The sequence below is a fragment of the Hominimerdicola alba 8 genome, from assembly GCF_000178155.2.
GTDB classification, from domain to species: Bacteria; Bacillota; Clostridia; order Oscillospirales; family Ruminococcaceae; genus Hominimerdicola; species Hominimerdicola alba_C.
In genome coordinates, this window is sequence record NZ_ADKM02000008.1 from 59,335 (window position 1) to 82,053 (window position 22,719).

General features: G+C 47.2%; 26 protein-coding genes and 1 other annotated feature (1 of these 27 only partly in view). Of the genes, 16 read left to right on the forward strand and 10 right to left on the reverse strand.

Annotated elements, in window-relative coordinates; translation table 11 throughout:
* Positions 1–71: 71 nt before the first annotated feature.
* The 8 genes from CUS_RS00355 to CUS_RS00390 form a co-directional block, all read right to left on the reverse strand.
* Positions 72–1,043: a glycoside hydrolase family 25 protein gene (locus tag CUS_RS00355; RefSeq protein WP_002846840.1), complete on the reverse strand. Its 972-nt coding sequence runs from the start codon at positions 1,041–1,043 to the stop codon at positions 72–74.
* A complete protein-coding gene (locus tag CUS_RS00360) occupies positions 1,018–1,455 on the reverse strand; it encodes an RrF2 family transcriptional regulator (protein ID WP_002846833.1) in 438 nt (145 codons plus the stop codon). Before CUS_RS00360 ends, CUS_RS00355 begins: the two co-directional genes overlap by 26 nt.
* Before the next feature lie 12 nt (positions 1,456–1,467).
* On the reverse strand, positions 1,468–2,568 hold the full coding sequence (gene rpoD, locus CUS_RS00365) for an RNA polymerase sigma factor RpoD (RefSeq protein ID WP_002846775.1): 1,101 nt from the start codon (positions 2,566–2,568) through the stop codon (positions 1,468–1,470).
* A 38-nt stretch (positions 2,569–2,606) separates the two neighbouring features.
* Entirely contained in the window at positions 2,607–4,406 is a 1,800-nt protein-coding gene (dnaG, locus tag CUS_RS00370; protein ID WP_002846826.1) for a DNA primase, read from the reverse strand.
* Positions 4,407–4,421: 15 nt separating this feature from the next.
* Positions 4,422–5,447, reverse strand: a complete 1,026-nt coding sequence (locus CUS_RS00375; RefSeq protein WP_002846784.1) for a deoxyguanosinetriphosphate triphosphohydrolase — start codon at positions 5,445–5,447, stop codon at positions 4,422–4,424.
* A gap of 119 nt (positions 5,448–5,566) precedes the next feature.
* Positions 5,567–6,187 carry a YigZ family protein gene (locus CUS_RS00380; protein WP_002846815.1) on the reverse strand — a complete coding sequence of 207 codons (621 nt, stop codon included), beginning with the start codon at positions 6,185–6,187 and terminating at the stop codon, positions 5,567–5,569.
* Between the two features lie 67 nt (positions 6,188–6,254).
* Positions 6,255–6,455, reverse strand: coding sequence for a 50S ribosomal protein L31 (gene rpmE, locus CUS_RS00385; RefSeq protein WP_002846767.1), 201 nt, complete (start codon positions 6,453–6,455; stop codon positions 6,255–6,257).
* 218 nt (positions 6,456–6,673) lie between these two features.
* A complete protein-coding gene (locus tag CUS_RS00390) occupies positions 6,674–7,492 on the reverse strand; it encodes an Mrp/NBP35 family ATP-binding protein (RefSeq protein WP_002846770.1) in 819 nt (272 codons plus the stop codon).
* A 288-nt stretch (positions 7,493–7,780) separates the two neighbouring features.
* Here CUS_RS00390 and CUS_RS00395 point away from each other — a divergent pair, with 288 nt between their 5' ends.
* The 14 genes from CUS_RS00395 to CUS_RS00455 all read left to right on the forward strand — a co-directional run bounded on the left by CUS_RS00395 (position 7,781) and on the right by CUS_RS00455 (position 18,484).
* Complete coding sequence (locus tag CUS_RS00395) at positions 7,781–8,344, forward strand: RNA polymerase sigma factor (RefSeq protein WP_037275814.1); 564 nt, start codon at positions 7,781–7,783, stop codon at positions 8,342–8,344.
* Positions 8,337–9,287, forward strand: coding sequence for a hypothetical protein (locus CUS_RS00400; RefSeq protein WP_002846856.1), 951 nt, complete (start codon positions 8,337–8,339; stop codon positions 9,285–9,287). The genes CUS_RS00395 and CUS_RS00400 overlap by 8 nt, the downstream gene beginning before the upstream one ends.
* A 17-nt stretch (positions 9,288–9,304) precedes the next feature.
* Positions 9,305–10,348: a hypothetical protein gene (locus tag CUS_RS00405; RefSeq protein ID WP_002846866.1), complete on the forward strand. Its 1,044-nt coding sequence runs from the start codon at positions 9,305–9,307 to the stop codon at positions 10,346–10,348.
* Between the two features lie 25 nt (positions 10,349–10,373).
* Complete coding sequence (locus CUS_RS00410; RefSeq protein ID WP_002846787.1) at positions 10,374–12,023, forward strand: vWA domain-containing protein; 1,650 nt, start codon at positions 10,374–10,376, stop codon at positions 12,021–12,023.
* 32 nt (positions 12,024–12,055) lie between these two features.
* Positions 12,056–12,223 (forward strand): hypothetical protein, encoded by a 168-nt coding sequence (locus CUS_RS00415; RefSeq protein WP_002846797.1) that lies wholly within the window; start codon positions 12,056–12,058, stop codon positions 12,221–12,223.
* Positions 12,224–12,377: 154 nt separating this feature from the next.
* Positions 12,378–12,824 carry a MarR family transcriptional regulator gene (locus CUS_RS00420; RefSeq protein WP_002846804.1) on the forward strand — a complete coding sequence of 149 codons (447 nt, stop codon included), beginning with the start codon at positions 12,378–12,380 and terminating at the stop codon, positions 12,822–12,824.
* Positions 12,821–13,018, forward strand: coding sequence for a DUF6472 family protein (locus CUS_RS00425; RefSeq protein WP_002846842.1), 198 nt, complete (start codon positions 12,821–12,823; stop codon positions 13,016–13,018). Before CUS_RS00420 ends, CUS_RS00425 begins: the two co-directional genes overlap by 4 nt.
* Before the next feature lie 192 nt (positions 13,019–13,210).
* Entirely contained in the window at positions 13,211–14,890 is a 1,680-nt protein-coding gene (locus CUS_RS00430) for a spermidine synthase (protein WP_002846832.1), read from the forward strand.
* Positions 14,887–15,105 (forward strand): hypothetical protein, encoded by a 219-nt coding sequence (locus tag CUS_RS20265; protein ID WP_002846874.1) that lies wholly within the window; start codon positions 14,887–14,889, stop codon positions 15,103–15,105. Before CUS_RS00430 ends, CUS_RS20265 begins: the two co-directional genes overlap by 4 nt.
* Before the next feature lie 8 nt (positions 15,106–15,113).
* Complete coding sequence (locus tag CUS_RS20270; protein WP_002846831.1) at positions 15,114–15,260, forward strand: hypothetical protein; 147 nt, start codon at positions 15,114–15,116, stop codon at positions 15,258–15,260.
* Between the two features lie 82 nt (positions 15,261–15,342).
* Positions 15,343–16,386, forward strand: coding sequence for a bifunctional glycosyltransferase family 2/GtrA family protein (locus tag CUS_RS00440; RefSeq protein WP_002846774.1), 1,044 nt, complete (start codon positions 15,343–15,345; stop codon positions 16,384–16,386).
* Positions 16,376–17,545 carry a phosphodiester glycosidase family protein gene (locus CUS_RS00445; RefSeq protein ID WP_002846849.1) on the forward strand — a complete coding sequence of 390 codons (1,170 nt, stop codon included), beginning with the start codon at positions 16,376–16,378 and terminating at the stop codon, positions 17,543–17,545. The genes CUS_RS00440 and CUS_RS00445 overlap by 11 nt, the downstream gene beginning before the upstream one ends.
* A 3-nt stretch (positions 17,546–17,548) precedes the next feature.
* Positions 17,549–17,791: a hypothetical protein gene (locus CUS_RS00450; RefSeq protein WP_002846780.1), complete on the forward strand. Its 243-nt coding sequence runs from the start codon at positions 17,549–17,551 to the stop codon at positions 17,789–17,791.
* Between the two features lie 75 nt (positions 17,792–17,866).
* Positions 17,867–18,484 (forward strand): hypothetical protein, encoded by a 618-nt coding sequence (locus CUS_RS00455; protein WP_002846773.1) that lies wholly within the window; start codon positions 17,867–17,869, stop codon positions 18,482–18,484.
* Positions 18,485–18,526: 42 nt separating this feature from the next.
* Here CUS_RS00455 and glgB read toward each other — a convergent pair whose 3' ends face one another.
* Positions 18,527–20,305, reverse strand: coding sequence for a 1,4-alpha-glucan branching protein GlgB (glgB, locus tag CUS_RS00460; RefSeq protein WP_002846789.1), 1,779 nt, complete (start codon positions 20,303–20,305; stop codon positions 18,527–18,529).
* Between the two features lie 103 nt (positions 20,306–20,408).
* On the opposite strand from glgB, the gene CUS_RS18385 reads away from it, so the two are divergent.
* Together CUS_RS18385 and CUS_RS18390 are read left to right on the forward strand one after the other, a co-directional pair.
* On the forward strand, positions 20,409–20,648 hold the full coding sequence (locus tag CUS_RS18385; RefSeq protein ID WP_002846865.1) for a TetR family transcriptional regulator: 240 nt from the start codon (positions 20,409–20,411) through the stop codon (positions 20,646–20,648).
* A gap of 15 nt (positions 20,649–20,663) precedes the next feature.
* The gene (locus tag CUS_RS18390) at positions 20,664–20,969 is read left to right on the forward strand and encodes a TetR-like C-terminal domain-containing protein (RefSeq protein WP_002846875.1); all 306 of its coding nucleotides are present in this window, start codon (positions 20,664–20,666) and stop codon (positions 20,967–20,969) included.
* 49 nt (positions 20,970–21,018) lie between these two features.
* Here the strand turns inward: CUS_RS18390 and galT are convergent, their stop codons facing one another.
* Positions 21,019–22,515, reverse strand: a complete 1,497-nt coding sequence (gene galT, locus CUS_RS00470) for a UDP-glucose--hexose-1-phosphate uridylyltransferase (protein ID WP_002846870.1) — start codon at positions 22,513–22,515, stop codon at positions 21,019–21,021.
* Positions 22,516–22,712: 197 nt separating this feature from the next.
* Positions 22,713–22,719: a binding site (T-box leader), on the forward strand (it continues 240 nt past the right edge of the window).

A 22,719-nucleotide genomic window follows, 5' to 3' on the forward strand; every position in this document is an offset into this window, starting at 1 on the left:
ATATGCAGCTGCTCACACCAAAAGAACAGTACATGGCTGCAAAAAAGGTCTGTCCAGAGGGACAGACCTTTTTATTTTATCTTATTCAATTTGAAATCCTTGTCAAGCAGGGCTATCTCAAGGTAATTATGCTTGTCGTAATGGTTGAACCTCGCGCGGGGCGAATATGTCCATATATCCCATTCTACGCCTTCATCGGGCGAACCGAACTCGCTGACTATCCACACAGGACAGTCGGCAAAATTTTCTTCCAGTTCGACTCTTTCATAAAAACCCGAACTGCACTTTATGATCGGCATGCAGCCATACTCTTCCGAGATGCAGTCACATAACTCTCTCAGCTTCTTTGACATCTTTTCCTTGTTTGGGCGGAATATCTTTCGGAACAATCCCAGCTGACAATCAACCACCGGGCACAGTCTGCCTTTAAGTTTTCCGCACTCGGAAATAAAATGCTTCGCCTGTTTTTCGCCGCTTACCGACGGGTCAAACTGGTGAATAAGTCCCACAGGCAGTTCAGTCTTGGAAGCACCCGAAAGATTCTTCTTGAAATTCTTATCGGCGTATTTTTCGCCTTTTGTGGCGCGTATATAGCAGAACTGTATATCCTGCCGCGCAAAATTCTTCCAGTCCACTACACCCGCTTTTTCGGTTATAACCACACCTCTTTCGGGATAGGTGTGCCTGTCGGGGCGGTTGAACCACAGTTCGCCTGTAAAAAACAGTATCACCACATCAGCCAGAATGACAAGCAGACACAATGCACACAGCACCAGAGCCATTTTCAGCAAAATATGCTTTTTGGGCTTTACAATGACCTCATCCTGTTCATCTTCGGACTCTTCCTCTTCATCATCAGGATCATCGCAGTCATCTGTTTCGGTGTCTTCACCAAAATCTTCGTCGAGATCTTCTTCATAGCCGAACTCTTCGTCAGCATCTTCCTCGTCAATATCTTCAGGATCGTCATAAATATCAGCTCTCTCCTCATCGCTGAGGCGAGAGCTGTTTTCTTTGTTATTTTTCCAGGGTTTCCTTTTCATCAGTTACCTCACCCGCATCGTTCAGCTGTGCGAAATTATAGGTTTCCAGCTTTTCGCTGACCATCTTGGTGATATCACAGAATGCGTCCTGAAACGGGCAGTTTCCTGACGCCCCCCGACTACAGTCAGCATCGGGCTGCAAACATCGCGAAAAGCAGTATGTACCCTCTATCGCTTCAATGACCATACGCAGGGTTATGTCTTTCGGGGATTTGGCGATCATGTAGCCGCCCTGTGTACCCTTAAAAGACTTGACCAGACCTGCTGATACCAACTTGCGCAGTATCTTGAGCGAAAACCGCAGCGTGACACAGGTCTTGTCAGACAGCGTTTTGGCATCGAGCCTGCCATCAGCCTTACACAGTTCGGCAGTTATCCTGACTGCATAATCTGCTTCCAGAGTTATGTACATGGAAGCCCTCCTTTAGTCGAGATAATCCCTTACCTTATTGCTGCGGTTGGGGTGACGGAGTTTTCTCAGCGCCTTAGCCTCGATCTGACGTATACGCTCACGGGTCACCTTGAACTCCTGACCTACCTCTTCCAGCGTTCTCGATCTGCCGTCTTCAAGACCGAAACGCAGTCTGAGCACTTTTTCTTCACGTTCGGTCAGTGTTGAGAGTACCTGATCGATCTGCTCTTTCAGCAGCACCAGCGAAGCAGCCTCAGCAGGTGCGGGAGCGTCATCATCGGGGATGAAGTCGCCAAGATGCGAATCTTCCTCTTCACCGATAGGTGTTTCCAGCGAAACAGGATCCTGCGCGATACGCATGATCTCCCTGACCTTCTCGACGCTCATATCAAGATCCTCAGCTATCTCCTCCGGCGACGGGTCATGACCGTTCTTATGGAGCAGCTGCGAGGAAGCCTTCTTCACCTTAGTAATAGTTTCCACCATATGCACAGGTATACGTATGGTTCTCGCCTGATCTGCGATAGCCCTTGTGATAGCCTGTCTTATCCACCAAGTTGCATATGTCGAGAACTTGAAGCCCTTCTTGTAGTCGAACTTCTCAACTGCCTTGATAAGACCCATGTTGCCTTCCTGTATCAGGTCAAGGAAACTCATGCCTCTGCCCACATACCTTTTGGCGATGGATACAACCAGACGCAGGTTAGCCTCAGCGAGTCTTTTTCTTGCCTTGCTTGCATCTCTGTCGTTATCGCCCGACATCATCTCGGCAAGCTGTATCTCTTCCTCAGAGGTCAGCAGCGGTACTCTGCCTATCTCTTTGAGATAGATCTTCACAGGGTCGTCAATGGCGATGCCGTCAGTAGAAAGGGAGATATCAACATCTTCCTGTTCGAGGTCGTCCTCAGGATTATTGAAATCCAGAGTATCGTCAACTACAACATCGTCGATGATCTCGATATTCAGTTCGCTGCACTTTTCATAAACACCGTCCATCTGGTCAACATCGAAATTCAGCTTTTCCAGTGCATCGGTTATTTCCTTAGTGGTCAGCTTGCCTGTCTGCTTACCGTGTTCAAGCAGGTTTTCAAGTATCTTGCTCTTATCGATCATAATTTACTCTCCTCTTCAGGTTTTTGACTTCCCGCTGCTCAGGTCTTTTTCCTTTGCAGCTCAGCTACTTTCTGCATAAACTCTTCCCTACTGGTCGGTTCTGCATTCTTCACTTCTTTTTTCTTATTATAATCCTTTATGGACTGAATATACTGCCGCGCCACTTCCCCGTTGACATTGTACTCAGCGTATTTGCTCAAAAATTGTCTGATACGCTCGACCTCCTCATGGGAGAATTCATCGAGGAACGACTCAGGCGTGATAATTTCGCCCACAGTCAGCTTGCCCATTATGCTCACGAATACTCTTCGGTTAAAATCATCGGTAAATTCGTCGGGTGATATACCCTTGCACATTTCGGCAGCATTATCGCCATTATAATATATATAATATATAAGCCCGCGCTCAGCCTTGAAAGCCTTGTTATTCGGCACATTTTCTTCGGCGAGCACCATCTGCCTGTACTCTTCGCGTCTTTCGGTGTTTGCCTCATACTCTTTGAGTTTCATACGGACTTCGTTGACAGATGCCCTGACCACATCAAAAGTCACATCATACTTATCAGCGACCTCATGTTCCATCATATCGCGGACAGTTTCGTCAGGTTCAAGAGCCATAGCGTGGTATGCCTTTTTCAGAAAGTTGTTCCTGTCCACCCGCTTACTTAGGTCAAGTCCCTGCGCAAAGATGCCCAGTTCAAAATCAAAACCATCAGCAGCATTGTTTATCAGGTATCTGAAATGCTCTTCACCGAACTTATTGATATATTCGTCGGGGTCTTTCGCGCCCTCCATATGGATAACGCTGCTGCCCATGCCGCCTTCACGCAGCATGCTCACAGCCCTCAGCGCGGCTTTCTGACCCGGAGCATCTGCATCGTAGCAGATGACCACTTCGTCAGCGTAGGTCTTCATCGCCCTGACCTGTTCCTTAGTCAGCGCAGTACCGCATGAAGCCACTGCATTGTGGAAGCCATGCTGATAAAGCGATATGACATCGAGATTGCCCTCACAGAGCAGCAGTTTTTTTGACTTGACCGCATCGTCTTTAGCATAGTTGAGCGAAAAAACAAACCTCGACTTCGAGTATCCGTCCAGCAGTCTTTCATCATTGGTGCTTCTGAACGCTTCGGAAGTCGTATCACCTGTATTGAGGTATTTTCGCTTGTCATCGCCCAGCGTCCTGCCGCCGAAACCGACAATATTGCCTGCAACATCTATAAACGGGAACATTGCCCTGTCCATAAAGAAATCGTAGGTGCGCCCCGTTTTATAAGACCGCCCCAGCAGCGATGCCGACACAAGTTCATCTTCACCATAGCCCAAATTCATCATATGACTTTTCAGCGCCGTGAAGCTGTTGGGTGCGCAGCCCATGCCGTACTTGTTTATGGTGGCAGCGTCCAGTTTTCTCTGCTTCATCAAGTAATTCAGACACCTTACACCGTCAGGCGTTTTTAGCTGTGCGCGGAAAAATTTCGCGGCAGCCTTGTTCATTTCGTAAATGCGCATTCTGCGTTTATAGCTTTTATCGCTCTCGGTACTGAAAGACGGCACAGTCATGCCCGCGCGCTGTGCAAGGTAGTTTATCGCGTCCATAAAGCCGAGATTTTTATACTTTCTCACAAAAGCTATGACATCACCGCTGACACCGCAGCCGAAGCAGTGAAAAAATCCCTTATCGGGCACGACACTGCATGAAGGCGAACTGTCGGCATGGAACGGACAATTGCACATGAAAGCCCCGCGGCCTGTCGTTTTAAGTTCAACGCCATTCTCGCGCATGACTTCGTTTATCGGGTTCTCAAATTTGAGTTTTTCAAGAAAATCCTGATCCAATGTGATCCCCCTGTCTTACTTGACCATCCACGCGGCAGGTATAAAAAGTTCTTTGAAAGTTTCCACCGCGAACACATCTGTCATGCCCGAAATGTAATCACAGACAGCCATATCCACACCATAATGATAGGCAAGGTTCATATACATGGCGGGCAGTGCTTCAATGTGGTCGGTGTAATATTTGTAGAGAAAGGCTATCATATCCTGCGCCTTACGTTCTTCCGACTTGCAGGCGGGGTTGGTATAAACGCTGTCGAACATAAATCTGTGAAGCTGTTTATAAGCCTTTTCCACCTCAGCGGACATTCTCAGAATGCCCTCATCGCCCTCCGCCTCGTCACGGTCATGCAGACCGTTTTCGATAAGCGAGCAGACCAATGTGGTTATCCTTGCTGACTTTGAGTGCCCCAGCACATTCGTTATCGCAGAGGGGATATCCTCTTCCTTAAGGATACCAGCCCTTATGGAGTCATCGATATCATGGTTTATATAGGCTATAACATCTGCAAAGCGCACCGCGTAGCCCTCATAGGTATTGGCGACCTGATTCGTGTGTTTCAGTATCCCGTCCCTGACCTCTCTTGTCAGGTTCAGACCTGCGCCGTCCTTTTCGAGGATATCCACCACCCGCAGACTTTGCTCATAGTGATGGAAACCATACGGGCTAAGTTCATTGAGCATACGTTCACCTGCATGCCCGAAAGGTGTATGACCCAGATCATGCCCCAGTGCTATAGCTTCGGTGAGGTCTTCATTGAGCCTCAGCGCCCGCGCTATCGTCCGCGCTATCTGGCTTACTTCAAGAGTGTGGGTAAGGCGAGTACGGTAATGGTCGCCCGCAGGTGAAAGGAACACCTGAGTTTTATGCTTAAGTCTTCTGAAAGAGTTGCAGTGCAGTATCCTGTCCCTGTCCCGCTGGAACTCGGTGCGCAGTCCGCACTTGTCCTCCTGCCGTTCACGACCCGTTGTCGCGTCAGCAAAAGCAGCTTTTTCGCACAAAAAAGTATGCTCAAAACTCTCCGACTGTTCTCTTGGAAGCATGGCGTTCACCCTTTCATCAGTTTTTGGAAATACCCTACAACCATATATAGTGCCGAAGTCTTAAAAATGCCTTTATTTTTACATAAAGGCATCAATTCTTTGTATACTTTCACAATTTATCAAGCAAAGTCTGCCCACAGTTCTGTATCTTCTGACAATTCCAGCTGACCATTTGAAACATCAGTCAGTTTGCGTTTCAGTTCTTCCACCAGTTCGGATTTGCACAGCACCGAAAGGTTCACCGTATCAGCAAAGTCTTCCTTTTCAGTGATGACCCCGAACTCAGGCAGAAGATAGCTTACCCGACCGTACAGCGTATAGTCACAGGAAAAGCTGACGCGCGAACATTCGCACATCTCCATCTTTCTTGCCGCCGCCACAGCCAGTGAACAAGCCTGCGAATATGCGCGCACAAGTCCGCTGGCGCCCAGCAGGACTCCGCCGAAGTATCTTGTTACCACCACGCACACATCTGTCAGCCCTGCTTTGTTTATAACATCAAGCACAGGCACACCGCCCGTCCCCTGAGGCTCACCGTCATCAGAATAGCGCGAAGCGTTTCCGTCACGCAGAACATAAGCATAAACGTTATGCCGCGCCTTGCGGTTCTGTGATTTTATATGTTCGATGAAAGCCACAGCTTCCTCAGCGGTCTTTACCGGGCAGATATGCCCGATAAACTCGCTCTTCTTTTCGGTGAAGCTGTCGCTGGCATACTCATATACAGTTGTGTAGCTCATAGTCGTTTACCTCTTTTCGGGGTGAAAAAAAGAGCGGAAAACATTCCGCTCTTTAGCTTCACAAAAATTAGTCGAGGTTGAATCTCTTCTTGAACCTGTCAACACGTCCGCCGCTGTCAACCAGCTTCTGCTTACCGGTGAAGAAAGGGTGGCATTTCGAGCAAATTTCAACCTTGATGTTCTCCTTAGTAGAACGGGTGTTGATAACGTTGCCGCAAGCGCAAGTGATAGTAGTTTCTACATACTTGGGGTGAATACCTTCTCTCATTTCAGTGACCTCCTTCCAAACTAAAAATTATGGCTCATAGAAGCCCATCATCCTTAGTTCAGACAGTAGTTCTATGCAGCATTCATTATAATGTCCTATTCAGACTAGATAATTATATCACACCATCAGGTCTTTGTCAACCGCCATAGTGAAAATTTATCATTTTTCACAAATCATCGACAGACTCAGCTGATGTGTGAAAGCACCTTCAACAAATATCAGAGTTTGATATCCTTAAAAGCGGCGATAACATCATTCTCGATTATCTCCAGCTTGCCGCTGTCGCAAAGTGAAGCTACCAGCGGGTCAATGGGCAGTTTTGCCAGAACTTTGAGGTCATACTGAGCGGCTATCTCGTCCACATGGCTGTCACCGAACAGCTTTATCTCCTTGCCGCAGTCGGGACACTTGATATAACTCATGTTCTCAATAAGACCTAAGATAGGCACATTCATCATCTTTGCCATTCTCACGGATTTCTCCACCACCAGCGACACCAGCGACTGAGGTGAGGTCACGATAACAATGCCGTCAACAGGCAATGACTGGAATACAGTCAGCGGAACATCACCTGTTCCGGGAGGCATATCGACGAACATATAATCGACATCGCCCCACGCCACATCAGTCCAGAACTGAGTAACAGCGCCTGCAATGACAGGACCGCGCCAGATAACGGGGTCATTGGTATTCTCCATCAGCAGATTTATCGACATGACCTTAGTGCCGAACTCGCTCTCACAAGGGAAGAGCGCATCTTCTGTGGTGACAGGACGCTCGTTTATACCGAATATCTTTGGTATCGAAGGACCTGTGATATCAGCATCGAGAACAGCTGTCTTAAAGCCTTTTCTCGCATGATCGACAGCAAGCAGAGATGTGACCAGCGATTTGCCGACACCGCCCTTGCCGCTGACAACAGCGATGACCTTCTTCACATTGGACATATAGTGAGGCTGTGCTTTTTCTATACCGTTTTCTCTCGAAGAGCAGTCAGCCCCGCAAGAACTACAGTCGTGTGTACATTCTTCACTCATTTGAAACGTTCCTTTCTACGTTAAGATACATTTATTATATCACAGTGCACCATAAAAATCAACCCCGCCTTAAAAGGGTTGCATTTACTAATTTATTATGGTATAATTATCAACGAATTATTTTCAAAGTGTGTCACTGCAAACAGCATGGAAGAGCATCTTTAAGGCTGACACGTCAGAAGATCCGCTCAGCTTTGTTGAATGTGGACAAAATTGTAACATGAAGTTTGTACAGTTTCACACCATAAAAATCCAAATTACCAAACGTATATATTATGTCGAAGGGTGATGATAAATTTGACCGATAAGGAGTTTGACCTGTGTATACAAAAGATACTCGGGAAAGACAAAAACGGTCTTAAAGACATTTACACCTGCTACGGCACGCTGGTATACCGGCAAATGCTGGCAGTGGTCAAAAGTCCTCAGGACGCTGAGGATCTGACGAGCGATCTGTTTTTAAGACTATGGGAGACAGCGGCGCAGTACCGTTCCGGAACGGGACACAAGCGCTACATAACGGTGATGGCAAGAAACATGGCAATCGATTTTCTCAGAAAGACGAAACATGTGGAATATACGATCGACGATGAAAATGTTTACACTGAGGAACAGGCAGACCCCGAAGCACCTACAGATGTTCAGGTGGAAAGCGGCATGGCTTTCAGTCAGGCGCTGGAAACACTGAACGACGCGGAAAAAGAGATCATCAACCTTCGCGTAGGCTTCGATATGACCTTCAAGGAAATAAGCGAAGCGCTGGGTATACCTCTCGGCACTGTTGCATGGAGATACAGACAGGCTTTGAACAAGCTGAAAAAAACAGTAAAGGAGGGCAGTATTTATGGCTGACTTAAGAAATGAATATACACAGCATATCCGTAATACTGCACCCGACATGGATAAGCTGTGGGACAGGATCTCTGAGGAGATAGACAAGAAAGAGAACACCAAAGAAACAGAAACAACAAACACTGAGCGTGAACAGATAAAGCGTTCGGGCGGGTACATGAAGATAGTTGCCGCAGCCGCAGCATTCATTGTGATATTTGCGGGCATCAATATCATCAACGAATCAAATAAGTCCAAAAACATAATGAACAGCATTCCCACAAGCAGGGCAGAGAAAGCAGGCGCATCAGATAAAACGGATAACGCCGCGACTGCTGAGGACAACACAGAAGACAACAACGCTGAAGCAGCCGCCGAAGATGAAGCCATACAGTCTGTGGAAGGCACAGCGGACATATCGGGACAGAAAAACTACGAACTGGTCGTAAAATACGATCAGCTGGATCTGAGCGAAACGGACACTGTATCGTTCATGGCTGACTACGTGCCGAACGGCGATGAATACTTCGTCGAGAAGAACGTACTGGAACAGACGGACATTTTTGCAGATGTAATAGTGGACGATGTTGAGTTTGAAGCAGATTCAAGTGCGGTATACACGCTTGATGTCGTGGCGATGTACGACAAAGACGGAGAAGTCACGGGCGAAAATATCACGCTCAGGAGCAGCACGCCTTATATACTCCAGCAGAACCGTGAGTATCTGATACCGCTAAAAGTAAACAGCAGCGGCGATTACGGCATAGTTTTCGAGAACGCACCGCAGATAGAGATCACCCTCGACGGCGGCGCAGTATTCCAGAATGGCTGGAGTTCGCTTGGCAGCAATGCGCTCTCGCTGGAAAAGGAAAGCCTGAATGTTAACGACTTTTACTTTGACAGAATGAAGTACGCACCGCAGTTCGATATTGAACAGCTGATAACCGAATGGAAAAACGCATAACAAACGGAGGCAGTAAAATGAAAATGACAAAGAGATATTCAGTAATGGCAATAGCACTTATGATGATGATGACAGGCTGCGGCAAGGTGGAAGAGAAGAACGAACCTGCCGCAAAGCCCGATAATGAAATGAACAGAGAGGTAACAGTCAACGCATGCACCAGCGAATACCCCACAGATGAAGAAACTACCGCAGAAGAAGAGGTGACAACTTCTGATGAGAACGGTTTCTGTGAGGAATATGTAAACGAGATACTGGGTGGGGGCGAGTTCGGTTTTGAGATGTATGATGACGGTCACATCGCTGACTGCTGGGAGCACAGAATGGAAGCTGCGCCGATACTTCTGGAAGCAGCGGCAAACGCCAGTGCCGATGATACGGTCGATACCGAGTACAGTATCGAGCAGTTCAACGGTTTTGAAACAAGCGGATTTATGACGCACATCAAGTTTGAAGATGCAAAGCCTTTCATCGTGGGCGACACGATCATTGAGGGCAATACGCTTGCAGCTGCGGGCGAGGACGGAGAGTATTTCTTCTGGGTAGAGTACTTTGACGAGAATGGTGAATTGGTAAGTTCACCTTACTACACATTTGATGAAAGCTACAAGGACAGAATGACAGAGGTAATGAACAGCACTGCCGCTGAACCTGAGTATGTCACAGGCAGTGTTGAGGTATCTGCTGAGGGCGATGAACTGGTGACAGCTGCTTACAACGGCGAGTACCCCATAAAAGACATGGATTCCAAAAAGATAGTCGAGATAGCTTTGGAAGCACTGAACGACCCCGAAACTCAGGCACACACACTTGATCAGATGATAAGTGAGGAATGGACTATGGAGTGCATCGAGAGCGGTCTTGATATCGAGATAATACTGACAACAGGGCTTGACGGTCTGAATGACATCAATACATTCGACGCATCTTCTGTAAGTTCACAGATAATACAGATATGCGGCAAAGACGGCAAATACAGCATAGCAGTAAACAACGGCAGCGAGATGGAACTTTCTTCCGACTACGCTGAAAGACTTATCCATGAGGGTCTTAATCGTTAATACCTTTTAAGAAAGGATGATAACTATGAAAGAGAATACAAAGAGAATTTTTGCGATGGCAGCAGCTATAATGATGACCGTGACGATGTTCGCATCATGCGGCAGCGCATCTGACAGCACATATAAAGCCGAGAACGACACCAATATCACCAACAATGATGTAAAAGGCGGAAAAAGCCCTGAAAATATCACGGCGGATGCTGAAACCGACGGCGGCGAATTCAATTATTATACCGAAGAAGCCATTCCTGAGATAAATACCGAAGAATACAACCATTATGCAGAAAACTCTTTCCAGAGTGTGGCTGAACACCCGCTCTCCACATTCTCGACCGATGTTGACACGGCTTCTTTCACCAATGTGAGAAGAATGATAGAGAACAGGCAGGATATCTTTGCGGATGCGGTAAGGACTGAGGAGTTCATAAACTACTTCAAGTATGACTACCCTCAGCCCGACAATGATGACAAGATAGGCATAACCACCGAACTTTCAGACTGCCCGTGGAACGATGAATCAAAGCTGATGCTGGTTGGCTTGCAGGCTAAGGACATCGACGTTCAGGACATCGACTCAAACATAGTTTTCCTGATAGATGTCAGCGGTTCGATGGGTGACGCTAACAAACTGCCGCTGGTGGCGCAGGCTTTCGCGATGCTGGCTGAAAATCTCGGTCAGAACGACCGCATATCGATAGTAACCTACGCGGGCAGAGATACTGTCGAACTGGAGGGCGAGAGCGGCGCTAACTACTCGAAGATAGCCGAAACTCTTGCAGGACTGACAGCAGGCGGTTCTACCGCAGGTGCAGCAGGCATAAACACAGCTTACGAACTGGCGCAGAAATATTTCATCGAGGGCGGCAACAACCGCGTGATACTCGCGACTGACGGTGACCTGAATGTGGGTCTTTCCTCGCAGGAAGAACTGACTGCGCTTATCGAAGAGAAGAGAGATATGGGCATTTTCCTGTCAGTGCTGGGCTTCGGCATGGGCAATTATAAGGACAGCAGGCTGGAAGCTCTGGCAGACAACGGCAACGGCAACTACGCTTACATAGACAGCATCGACGAAGCTGAGAGAGTGCTGGTCACCGAAATGAACGGCACGATGTTCACGGTTGCTAAGGACGCAAAGGTGCAGGTGGAGTTCAACCCTGCTAATGTTTCCTATTACAGGCTGGTGGGCTATGAGAACAGGCTCCTTGATGACAGGGATTTCGAGGACGATACTAAGGACGCGGGCGATGTCGGTGCGGGTCAGCAGGTGACAGCGCTCTATGAGATAATCCCGACCGAAGCAAAAGCCGAAGAAAACACACGCACACTGAAATATCAGGACGATGTGGCTTACCCTGAGCCTGAAAAAGCTGAGGAAGGCGACCTCGACCGTGAACTGCTGACGGTATCGGTAAGGTACAAGGAAAAGGACGAGAACGACAGCAAGCTGGTGGATAAGCCCGTGATGCTGGCAAGCTATGTCAGCAAAGACGAAATGAGCGATAATATGAAACTGGCAAGTGCGGCGGCAATGTTCGCAAAAACGCTGGGCAACTCCGAAGACAAGTTCACTATGGCTGAGATACGCGAACAGGCAATGGGTCTTGAACTTAACGCAGAAGAACTGTTAAAGCTGATAAGCGACTATGAAACAAATTACGAGAACAAGCAGTGAGCGGTGAAGACCTCGCGGGGATCGGGGTAAAAATGATAATAATATTATCCACAGTCATAATGGCGGCGGGCGTGCTTGAAAATATCAGGCGTGCCCGCGTCAAAGACTGTGACAGCAAGCAAAAAAAGCTGAACATCATCTCGGCGGCGGTGCTTTTGCTGCCGATAGCACTTGTGGTGGTATTTTTAGTGGTAATATAAGTAAAATATCGACATTGATTAAATAATTGTGAACAAAAATCAGCGCTTGATAATGTCAAATATTGATAAATATGGTATATTGACTTTTTGGGGTTTCGTGATATAATTAATTAAAATAAGGTCGTTTATTCGTTTGTTTCAGGGGGAGAACATTATGGATAATGATACCAGAACACGCTGCATAATGGAATTCTACGAGATATACCCGCTCAGCCGCAAGCTGGTCTTTGATACTTTTGACCAGAAGAAATACCATGTGACGCGCACTCAGCAGATAGTGCTGCTGGCGCTTTCGGTGAGCGGACAGATGAACATGACACAGCTTGCCGCGAGGATAAACACTTCAAACGAGCAGGCTACACGCGCGGCGGCACAGCTGGCTGACATGGGTTTCATCAGGCGTGAGCATCAGACCGGCAACAGGCGCGTGGTAATAATCTCGCTGACACCCGAAGCTGAGGACTTTATGAAAAAAATGAAAGCGGAGATACGCGATGACCTGCTGAAAAGATTTGCGAATGTTTCCGATGAGGATATGGAGAAGCTATATGACGCGCTGGTGCAGGTAAGTTCAGTGCTGAAACAGGTGACGGATATATGAATAAAAAGAAGAGAAAGGCTTTCACATCATGCGACAGCTGTGTAAACAATGTCTTTGACGAGGAAATGGAGTGCTACACCTGCGAGGTCTGTCTTGATGAAGACGAGATGTACAGGCTGTTCAATGAACCGCACTACGCATGTCCATATTACAGGCTCGATGACGAGTATGCGGTGGTAAGAAAGCAAAACTGAGAAATTGGTGACAGGTCTGCTGAAACGGCAGACCTGCTTTTTTTGTGACAAAAAACTGAAAACACGCGAACAAGTGTATATGTGATTGACTCAAAGGCGAAAATGTGGTAAAATATAGGGTGTGATTTTTAGGGCAGTAATGAGGTTTCTGCCTATAAAGACCGATATCCTTTACAGACGGAGCGTAATTATATGAAAACGAAAAATACTAACGAAAAAGCCGCCGAAAAGGGCGTACTTGGCAGTAAGCTGTATCTGTACCTGACAGAATTCTTCGCGGGCATGTCGGTGATGGCGGTGGAACTGGGTGCAAGCAGACTGTTAGCGCCATATTTCAGTTCTTCACAGATAGTCTGGACTATAATCATCGGCACAATAATGATAGCTATGGCGCTGGGCAACTACTTCGGAGGAAAAAGCGCTGACAAAGACCCAGACCCCGATAAGCTGTACAAGCGGGTGCTGTTTTCGGCGGTATGGATAGCGGCTATACCCTTTTTCGGCAAGATGGTCATACTTGGAGTTTCGGCACTGCTGGTAGTCACGGTCAGCACGAATTTCCTGATATGGGCGGCGTTTCTGGCTTGTATGATAGTCTTCGTGTTCCCGCTGTTCCTGCTGGGTACAGTCACTCCGTCACTGGTAAAATACACAACTGACAGCCTTGATGACAACGGCAGGACGGTCGGCACACTGGGGGCTTTCAACACGGTGGGCAGCATCATCGGCACATTTGCCCCAACATTCATCACCATACCCACAGTCGGCACTTCGGTGACATTTCTGATATTTTCGGGTATTCTGCTGGCGCTGGGCATAGTCTACTTCGTTTCCTGCAAGAGGGGTTATCTGCGGGTGGCTGTATGCACAGTTCTGTTCATAGTCTGCTGTGTGGTCAGCACTCTGCTGGGTTTTGCTTTCTGGGAAAATTCGCTGAAGTATGAGGGTGAGTCGGTGTACAACTACTTGCAGGTCAAGGAGGACGAAAAGAAGGTGGCTCTCTCGACCAACGTGCTGTTCGGCATACAGTCGATATATATGAAAGACGACGGACTGTCGGGGCTATATTATGATGTGGCTATGGCAGCGCCGCTAATGGGCGAGGGAGATGACATCTCCGACAAAAACATACTGGTGCTTGGCATGGGTACAGGCACTTATGCAAAACAGTGCAGAGAGTTCTTTCCCGGAATAAGCACACGGGGCGTTGAGATAGACGATAAGATAACCGATCTCGCCCGCAAATATTTTGAACTTGACAAAGATATACCCGTGACCACTTACGATGGCAGGGCTTACTTGCAGGCGCTGAGTGCGCAGAGAAGCAAAGTCAACAGTGCCGCAGGTATGATCGACACAAACATCGGTGACCTCAAGTATGATGTCATAATGGTGGACGCTTATCAGGATATAACCATACCTTTTCAGATGTCAACGGTGGAATTTTTCACGCTGGTGAAACAATCGCTGAAAGAGGGCGGTGTTATGGTGGTAAACATGAACATGCACTCCGACAAAGAAGGCAGTATCAACGAGTACCTCAGCGACACCATAGCATCGGTATTTGACAATGTATATACCGTTAAGGTCAACGGCACTACCAACCGCGAACTTTTCGCATCTGACATGGGCGGCATGCCTGACAGACTTTACAAGCGTGCTGAAAGGCTGGAAGATAATGACCTTAGAACGATCATGTTCGATATATACGAGAGAATGGAACGATATGAGGGCGGCGAACTGATACTCACCGATGACAAGGCACCTGTTGAACTGCTGGGCATGAATGTCATTGACGACCTTATCTCTGAAGAATTGAAATACTACAAGAAAGCCTTCAAAGAAGAGGGCATAAAGGGACTTATAGAATGAAAACAAACATCAGGCAGGCTGAACCGCGTGGCTTTTCAAGGCTGGCTGAGATCGAACTGTTCAATTACAGGCTGAATTTCTACCCGATATTCAAAGATGACGGATATTACTTCGGTGAACTGAACGCCGCTGACATGATAAAAGAATATGAAAACACACCCGCGCTGACAGCACAGACCTTCGTTTATGATGATGGTGTGGTGAAACTCTGCTGAGATATGCGGTGGAAAATGTTGGCGCTGACCATCTGTCCGCGCTTGAAAAGAATGTGCGAGCGATAAAATTCTACCAAAGATACGGCTTTAAACTGACACAGAAAAGAAAAGCGGTCGATGACACCGAAGAATTTCTTATCAAGCTGATGATTTAAACTTGATTTAAGGAAAATTTAAACCTATTTTAAGGGAAGCATCATATACTGAAAGCAAATAAAAACAAAAGGGACGATAGAAATGGACAATATCTATATCGTGATACCTGCCTACGAGCCTGATGAAAAGCTGACTGCTGTGGTTGAAGAACTGTACAATGAAACAGACTGCAAACTTATAGTAGTGAATGACGGCAGCGGTGAGGACAAGCGGGCTGTCTTTGAAAGCATCAAAGGCAGAGCCGTACTGCTGGAGCATGAACACAATCGCGGCAAGGGTGCGGCACTGAAAACGGCTTTTGCCTATATAAAGGAGAATGTATCGGGCAGTTATGGCGTGATAACGGCTGATGCTGACGGTCAGCACAAGACTGCCGACATAATGCGCATAGCCGATGCACTGGAGGCGCACCCCGACAGGCTTATCATGGGGTGTCGGAAATTCACGGGCGATATACCTTTTCGGAGCCGTTTTGGAAACAATATGACACGGGCTGTTTTCAGATTTGCGGCAGGTGTCGGTGTAAGTGACACGCAGACCGGTCTGAGAGGTTTTTCGGGAAGCCTGACAAACTTCATGCTGGGGCTTTCGGGCGAGCGGTACGAATTTGAGATGAACATGCTGCTGGAAGCGGCAAGAGAGGGCATTGCTTTCTTTGAAGTGCCCATCGAAACGGTGTACATCAATGACAACAAAAGTTCACATTTCAAACCTGTGCGCGATTCGCTGAGGATATACAGGGACATAATAAAATTCTCCTGCTCTTCCCTGCTGAGTTTTCTGGTGGACTATCTGCTGTTTTCGGTGATATTCTCATTGAGCGGCAGCAAGACTGTCTCTAACCTGACAGCAAGGGTATTCAGTTCGATATTCAACTTCATGCTGAACAAGAAACTGGTGTTTGGAAACAAGGAAAATCTTGCAAAGTCAGCGCTTAAATATTTTTCACTGGCGGCGGTGATACTGGCGGTAAACACTCTGCTGCTTGAACTGCTGGCGAGGTATGCTGTAAAAAACGCCTACATAGCAAAGATAATAGTCGAAGTCCTGCTGTTCATGTTCAGCTGGACTATGCAGAGATGTTTTGTTTTTAAGAAGAAAGGTCTGACAAAAGATGAAAAATAAGCGAATGCCTGTATGGGCGATGGCAGTCACCGATACACTGCTGATATGCGCGGCTGTGGGGACTTTTATGCTGTTTGACTATGTAATGCCGCACAGTTCAGGCGAACAAGGTACTGTGGTGGCGCAGGTAGACAGCGATACAAAGAACAGTTTCGTTCTGCCGACATCGGGCAACAAGGAAGCCGAAGAGGACATCGAAAAGAGCATCAGCAGTGAAGCTGACAATGAAAGCTCGGCAGAAAGTAAGGCTGAGGCAGAAAGTTCGGCAGCCGAAAAAGCGGAAAGTTCTGCCGAAAAGAACGAGAACAGATCAAGTTCAAGGAAGAAAGAGCGTCGCGAACACACTTCTGAAAACTGGTACGACAATACAGGCACTGATGAATACACTGCTGATGATACGTTGGTGCAGTCGGTGCTTAATGCAGATGTTCAGGCGGAACAGGTGCAGTATTATGAGAGCGATGACGCTGTGATAACCATTGAAAAGAAATGGTTCGGTGAGGGTGATGACAAGGTCACTTACTACGCGGCTGACATATATGTCAGCAGTGTGGATGTGCTGAAAACGGCGCTGGCAGAGGACACTTACGGCAAGAATATCAAGGACTCGATATTCAACATGGCTGCCGAACATGGTGCTGTATTCGCAGTGAACGGCGATTTCTATGGCAATTCGGAAGAAGGCATAGTGGTGCGCAACGGCGTGAAATACCGCGACAATCTCAACGATGTGGACATATGCGTGCTGTTCACAAACGGCGAGATGAAGACCTACACCTATGAAGAATTTGACACTGATGCGGTACTGGCACAAGGCGTATGGCAGGCATGGTGTTTCGGACCGATGCTTCTGGACGGGAACGGCGGAGTTCTGGAAACGTTCAACACCACGACCTACCTCAACAGCGAAAATCCACGTTCAGCGATAGGCTATATCGCACCAGGTCATTACAAGATAATAACTGTTGACGGTCGTGACCCCGGTTACTCAAAGGGTGTCACCCTCAGTGAACTGGCGGCGATAATGTCGGATGAGGGCTGTATGACCGCGTATAATCTTGACGGCGGCTGTTCGGCAATGATGGTATATGACGGAGAACTTGTGAACATTCCCGACAGAGGACGCGAGATAAGTGACATTATCTATATCGGAGGGTAAGGCATGAAAAGACTGGCAAGGATACTTCCCCACGCAACAATAGTTATGGTGGGCATGTTCATATTCTTCTGGGTGCTGGATATAATGAACCCGACAATGAATTTCATAAACCGCAAGGTTTCAAACAAGCTGATGATAATAATGCTGGTGCTTTCGATGGTGACTGCCATTATGGACATCTACCATGAGAGAAAGTGTGACAGGCTGAAAAAACTCAGCGAGGAAAGTTCTGATAAAGGTCGGTGATCTTAAGTTGGGGCACCCGGCTGACACACCGCAGAAACAGCGGTCTTACAGAACGAAAGATGTGGCACAGGAAATATGCTTTTTATACAATCATTGAATACTTATTACGAAAAACATGGACGATCATCTGAATATGCGCGGCTGAGGACAGGTGATCTGTTCCGCAGGATAGATGTAAGCAAGATCGGTGAGTGTGAAGTGTTCGCACAGCTGATAAGCATGAGATATGATATCCGCAGTGGAGTTTCGCAGGCAGAACCGTACAGTGAAACATACAGGAAATACGGCAAAAGTATTTTTACCGAAGGCACAAGGGACAGATACAAGAATTTCAACGACCTGATGCAATTCATACGCATTTTCAAGGAAGATGACAGATACAGGATAATGTTCTGCGATGAAAACGTTGAGTGGTGCCCTACAAAGCGTCGGGGACACAATGAAGCATTCTGCGATACGAACTCCATATATTATCACAGGGATATGCTGAACGAAACGGCATTCGTTCTTGATAAAGGCGGATATGGCAGGATAATATACAACAACCGATACGTTGATCCCGACAATCAGCACTGGCATTACGGCTGGCATATCTACAATATCATCAGCTGTGATATTACCGAATGCAGAGAAAAAATGTTTTTCCAAAAACAGCCCGAACACGAATACAGACAGCTTCTTGATCTCAGATAATATAGATCCCCTGAACGTTTTTAAGCGCTCAGGGGATTTTTATCAGTATCTCTGTTTAATTATGGTACAACTCAACGGGGCAAGCTGTATGTTCAGATTATAATTATATGAGCGCAAGTCACGGTTAAGGCAGTTTGTGCCTGCGTAGATGTCTTTATCGGAGTTGAGGAGTTCTTCATAATCGCCGTTTTGCTCGACTTTCAGCCCGTATTTTTGGGGAAGTCCCGAAAAATTGAACACGAAGTATATACCCTTGCCGCTTTCTTCTTTTCTGACAAAAGCGTATATCGACTGGTTGCTGTTGTTGGCATCGACCCAGCGGAAATACCCTGAATTGTAGTCATTTGCGTAAAGTGCAGGTTCATTCAGGTAGATGCGGTGGAGTTCTTTGACATAGTGGTGTACCGAGTCATGGGCGGGATAGGTCAGCAAGTTCCAGCCAAGTTCCTTGTTGGAACGCCATTCCATATACTCAGCTATCTCGTTGCCCATGAAATTCAGCTTTTTGCCGGGATGACCGAACTGGAATGCGTACAGGCACTTGATGGTAGCTATCTTCTCCTCGTGCTTGCCGAAGCATTTGTCAAGCATGGTCTGCTTGCCGTGTACCACTTCATCGTGGGAGTACGGCAGTATGAATAGGTCATTATAGAAATAACTCATGGAGAAAGTCATTTTGTTATGATGTGCGCGGCGCTCGTATGGGGGTGTCTTCACATAGTTGATGGTATCGTGCATATAGCCCAAGTCCCACTTGTAGTCAAAGCCCAGCCCGCCGAATTCCACAGGGGCAGTGACTTTGGTGTAGTCGGTGGAATCCTCAGCAAAGAGGATAACATCGGGGTGGGCTTTCTGAATGGCGTAGTTGGTGTTTTTGAGGAACCATATACCCGTGTCATTCAAACGCTCGTCACGCCTGCCGTGATGGAATATAAGGTTAGCCACAGCGTCATAGCGCAGACCGTCAACGTGGAATTTCTCTATCCAGAAATTCACGGCAGACTTCACAAAACTCAGCACATGGGGCTTGCTGTAGTCAAACAGTGCAGTACCCCACTCCGAAAAGCGCTCTTCCTCACGGTCAGACTCAAAGAGGAAGCTGCCGTCATATATATGAAGTGCATAAAAATCGGTAACAAAGTGTACAGGCACGAAATCGAGGATAACGCCGATACCTTCGCGGTGGCAGGCATCAATAAAGCGCATAAGCCCCGCAGGTTCGCCGTAGCGCGAGGTCGCTGAGAAATAGCCTGTCACCTGATAGCCCCATGAACCGTCAAATGGGTACTCTGTCAGCGGCAGAAGTTCGATGTGAGTATAGTTCATCTCCTTGACATAAGGTATCAGCAGGTCGATCATCTCATCGTAGCTGTAAAGGCGGTCGTCCTCTTCGCTGTCAAATTTAGTGCGCCACGAACCGAAGTGTACTTCGTAGATATTCATGGGCTTATCGTAACATTTATCGCGCTTTGCCAGCCATTCACCGTCCTGCCAGTCATGGCAGTCGATATCGTAAACAATGGAAGCGTTTTTGGGTCTGACCTCGCTGTAAAAAGCAAACGGGTCAGAGCGATAGTGCTTCTGCAAAGACTGTGTCGTTATTAGAAACTGGTAGATATCACCCTTTGCGGCAGGGCGGACAGTTTCCCAGACACCGCTTTCAAGACGCTCCATATCAAACTCAGCACCGTTTAGCATCAGCTTTACATCGCGGGCGTTGGGTGCGTATGTGGCAAAGCGCACTCCCCCATCGACAAAATGTGCGCCGAAATAGTCATAAGCACGCATGCTCTGCCCTTGCAGGAATTCGTTAATTATCATATTTGTTCACGTCCTTAAAAATAATTTACTAAAATCACTTGAATTTTTTTTTGATTGTGTTATAATTATATATGGTATTATGCCGTAATGAAAGGAAAAACAGATGTCAACATCAACTATAACCAAGTCAGCACTCTGCAAAGCTCTTAAAGAGCTTTGCGCGCAAAAGGATTACGAAAAGATCTCGATATCTGAGATAACGGGTTTCTGCGGAATGAACAGACAGTCCTTCTATTATCATTTTCAGGATAAGGAGGAGCTTTTGTCGTACATATATTACAATGAGCTTTTCAAGAACATCACCAGAGGTGTCAACTACGATAACTGGTATGAGCGTCTTTAGGGTTTTCTTGAGAACATGCAGAAAGACCGCAGGTTCTACTCAAACACCCTCAGGAGCAACGAAAAGACCTTTGAGAAATACCTTTACCAGAGCATGCACCGCTTGTTCCTGAGGTTTTTCTACCACGCGGTAGCAAACACCCGAAAGCGCAGTGACAAGGCGAAATTCTTCGCGGATTTCTACTCACACGGTTTCTGCGGCATGATAATCGACTGGGCTAAACAAGGTATGAAGATATCGCCGCACATGGTAATGTTGCAGATGAAAGAACTGGCATTTGAGAATGTCATCATCGGCAAGGGCTTCATTGAAAATCTATGATATCACAAATCACGGCAGAGTGCTCTGCCGTGATTATTTTTTTCTGTGCTCAGTTTTCGTTTACGTATGCGGCAAATCTGTCAAATGCGGCTTTGCCCTCATCGGTGCGCTTGTAAACTCCTGCATGTTCAAGCACCTTTGAGAAGACCTTGCCTATCTCGTCTTTGAGAATACCATCGACATTCTCGGTGGTGAATGTGTACTGTTTTTTTAGTTCGTCTGCCCAATCTGCATGCTTTGATAGGACTTCATCGGCGCGAATGTCATCGCCGCTTACCAGCGCTTTTGCAAGCAGTTCCATCTCGCCCTTTAAGCGCGATGGCAGTACTGCCAGACCCATCACCTCGATAAGACCGATATTCTCTTTCTTTATGTGGTGCAGTTCGGCATGGGGGTGGTAAACGCCCAACGGGTGTTCATCGGTAGTTATGTTGTTCCTCAGCACCAGATCCATCTCATACCTGCCGCCGCGCATACGTGCTATGGGGGTGATGGTGTTGTGCGGCTCGCCGTCAGTTTCGGCAAAAATGAATGCCGCTTCATCGGTGTAACCGCGCCAGAGAGTGAGTATCTTGTCAGCCAGATCGACAAGAGCATTTCTGTCACTGCTGTTCAGCCTTATGACAGACATCGGCCACTTGACGATGCCTGCTTCGACATTTTCAAACCCACTGAACACCAGCTTGCGCTCGACCTCAGCCTTAGCCATAGCAAATTCGTAATGACCGCCCTGAAAATGCTCATGCGAGAGGATAGAGCCGCCGACTATGGGCAGGTCGGCATTCGAGCCGACAAAATAGTGCGGGTACTGCTCAACAAAATCAAACAGCTTGTTGAAAGCCGACTTGTTTATGACCATCGGGGTATGGGTCTTGTTGAAAAGTATGCAGTGTTCGTTATAATAAACATAAGGTGAATACTGCAAGCCCCAGTCTGCGCCGTCAATGGTGACACCGATGATGCGGTGGTTCTGCCTTGCGGGAGAATTGACCCTGCCTGCGTAGCCCACATTCTCATAGCACAGCAGGCACTTGGGGTAGCCCGACTGCTTCGCCAGCTTTGCGGCAGCGATGGCTTTGGGGTCTTTTTCGGGCTTGGAGAGATTGATGGTGATATCGATCTCACCGTACTGGGTCATTGTCTTCCACCTGACATCTTTACAGATACGGTATCTTCTGATATAGTCGGTATCCTGCGACAGCTTGTAGAAATAATCGGTGGCATATTCGGCAGATACCGCTTTTTTTTCGGCAAAAGTGCGCTCAACTTCCGACGGGCGCGGAGTCAGCAGACCCATCAGCTTTGTGTCAAAAAGGTCGCGGTAGACCACAGAATTTTCGCACAGACCTTTTTCGCAGGCATAGTCAAGCAGTTCTGCGAGGGTCGCTTCGAGGTCAATATTCTTATAATCAGCGGATGGTTCTTCATACTCTTCAAGACCCAGCGCTTCAAGTATGCGGTTTGTTGCCCACACCTTGTCGGCAGGTGCGATAAGCCCTGTTTCAAGACCATAGCAGACTAACTTTTTTATACTTTCAAATATCATTCAAGACACCCCTGTTTCAGCTTTCAGAATAACTGTTCATTCGGATAATTTTATTATATAATAAAACTGACCTAAAGTCAACATCTTTTTATGAACTTATGTCATGTCGCGGAAACAGATATTAACAATGTGTTAAATGAGCAGTCTATCCCTTGACAAGGGGCTGAAAATGTAATATAATAATGACTGTAAATATTTGAACGG